General features: G+C 48.7%; 3 protein-coding genes. 2 read left to right on the top strand and 1 reads right to left on the bottom strand.

Features of this window, described 5'->3' with window-relative positions; genetic code table 11:
* Positions 1-437: 437 nt before the first annotated feature.
* Positions 438-962, top strand: coding sequence for a dihydrofolate reductase family protein (locus H6F50_RS00225; protein ID WP_190424983.1), 525 nt, complete (start codon positions 438-440; stop codon positions 960-962).
* Between the two features lie 11 nt (positions 963-973).
* Here the strand turns inward: H6F50_RS00225 and H6F50_RS00220 are convergent, their stop codons facing one another.
* Positions 974-1,276 carry a hypothetical protein gene (locus tag H6F50_RS00220; protein WP_190424980.1) on the bottom strand — a complete coding sequence of 101 codons (303 nt, stop codon included), beginning with the start codon at positions 1,274-1,276 and terminating at the stop codon, positions 974-976.
* Between the two features lie 109 nt (positions 1,277-1,385).
* On the opposite strand from H6F50_RS00220, the gene argJ reads away from it, so the two are divergent.
* Positions 1,386-2,491, top strand: a 1,106-nt coding sequence (gene argJ, locus H6F50_RS00215) for a bifunctional ornithine acetyltransferase/N-acetylglutamate synthase (protein WP_190424986.1), incomplete at its 3' end; no start/stop codon positions are given.

Genomic DNA, 2,491 nt, shown 5'->3' with positions numbered 1-2,491 from the left:
TCAGGCAGACTTGTTAATGAAAAATCCAATGGTAATCATAGAAATTTCCTTGGATGTCATCGCTCGACCGAATAAACAGCCTAATTAAGTTTTGCTTATTTAACCGATTTAATCAGGTTTATCAAATTTCCTCAACTTGAGGCGATCGCTGATGCTGAATCCATTGATCCCTCCAGCCTGTCGGGAAAGCTAAAATCATCTTCTATTTCCGCCTAACACCGCAGGCAGACTGGTGATTTTGGTAGATTACGATGTGAAGCGAGCAGCCAGTTTTTCGTTGGGTTTCGCTTCCACACAAGCCTAACGAAGGCTTTTCAAGGGTTTCAAGAGTTTTGGAGAGTCTTGCAGATCGAAACCTCGCCCCCAAATCTCTGTTTGCTTGCAGGGAAGAACCGGGGTGGGGTAAAACTGGACTGCATCCAAACCAGAATTGCTGTATGCGAAAACTAAAATATTACGTAGCTTGCACCATTGATGGGTTTATTGCCCATGAAGACCACACAATTGATGGTTTTCCCCCGGAAGGCGAACACATAACCGATTATCTCGAATCGCTCAAGCAGTTTGATGTTGTTGTAATGGGACGCAGGACATACGAGTTTGGACTGAAGCTCGGCGTGACCAATCCTTACCCAACGATGAAGCAGTACGTTTTCTCGCGGACGATGAAGGAAAGCCCCGATGAGAATGTTGAACTCGTTTCAGACAATATTGCTGAATTGGTCAGAAAATTGAAAGCTGAAACCGGCAAAGACATCTACCTCTGTGGCGGCGCGGATTTAGCTACAATGCTTTTTGCCGAAAACTTGATTGACGAGATCATCCTGAAGTTGAGTCCGGTACTATTCGGTTCGGGCATTCCACTTTTTTCCGGAGTCATCAGGCAAACCGCTTTAGAACTCACTAACAGCAAAATCTATGGAAATGGGATCTTATTGCTTCATTATCGCGTGCAGAATTGAAGTATTAAGGCTTACAGATTAGAGGATATTAAGGTCAAGCGATCGCTTCTGAACTTCCGGTTGCTTGAGATAAGATGCTCCTCGCCTGATGGACGATTAGTTCTTACAAGCCTAGAAGACTCCCCACCATTTTTAGCAATCCGATCCGCGAAAACCTGCGCCAGTCCCAAACTTCCGAAACCAGACAGCGCTGCTGGGGACGCGATCGCTTCTTCCCAATCGCTCGCGTAGAACGGGAGTGAACTGTAGAGAGCATCCACAACGCGAACTGACTTTTTGGGCGCTAGGCTAACGCCTCGCTTTGCTGTTTTCATGCCCAAAGGGCTGTACGCGATCGCATCCAATTTAATTTATGACTCAGTAACACTCACCGCAGCCCTGAGAATTGCTAAAATTTGCATCATTTATCTTTCAGGGGGAGTGATGACAAACTGGCAAATCATTAGTGGTGGAGTAACGGCTCCTAGAGGGTATCGGGCGGCTGGAATCGCCGCTGGACTAAAGCCTTCAGGCTTACCGGATTTAGCGCTAATTTATTCAGAGGTAGAAGCGATCGCAGCAGGCGTTTTCACCACCAGTCAAGTACGCGCTGCCTGTGTCGATTATTGCCGTCAGCACCTCTCTACCAAACACAGCGCCCACGCAATTCTCTGCAACGCTGGGCAAGCCAACGCCGCTACGGGTTCCCAAGGTTGGATCGACGCGATTGAAAGCGCTCAGATGTTGGCTCAAATACTGAATATCTCCTCTGACTCTATCTTGTTGGCATCTACGGGCGTCATTGGGCAACGAATTAAGATGGATGCCCTGCGGGATGGAATTCCTAAATTGGTCGCAGCCGCTTCTGAAACCGGGGGCGATGCAGCAGCACAAGCGATCGTCACTACCGATTTAGTGACGAAATCAATTGCGTTAGAGACCACTTTTGGCGATCGCCCGGTGCGAATCGGCGGTATGGCAAAGGGATCTGGGATGATTCATCCCAACATGGCGACGATGCTAGCTTTTGTCACTTGCGATGCGGCGGTTGCTCCTTCTCTCTGGCAAAAAATGGTGAGTCGAGCCGCTGACCAAAGTTTTAACCAAATTACCGTAGATGGCGATACCAGTACCAACGATACGCTGATCGCCTTAGCAAATGGGGAATCTCGCACCCCAGCGATTACCGAGATGGGACCAGACGCCGAGAAATTAGAGGCGATGCTGACTGAAGTTTGCCAATATTTAGCGAAAGCGATCGCCCGTGATGGCGAAGGGGCTACCTGCTTAATTGAAGTGCAAGTTACCGGCGCATCTGATGAAAAAGCTGCCCGTCAGGTTGCCAAAACGGTTGTCGGTTCATCCTTAGTTAAGTCAGCCGTGTTTGGGCACGATCCAAACTGGGGAAGAATTGCAGCAGCGGCGGGTCGTTCCGGAGTGCTGTTCGATCAAGAACATCTCCGCATTCAGCTAGGGGACTTCTTATTGATGGAAAATGGTCAACCGTTGCCCTTCGATCGGGCGGCGGCGAGTGCTTATTTAAAACAAGC

Origin of the sequence: Coleofasciculus sp. FACHB-712, from assembly GCF_014695635.1 — a bacterium.
Taxonomy (GTDB): domain Bacteria; phylum Cyanobacteriota; class Cyanobacteriia; order Cyanobacteriales; family FACHB-T130; genus FACHB-T130.
The sequence above is the reverse complement of the archived record's forward strand: the minus strand, read 5'-3'. Positions and strand labels throughout refer to the sequence as shown.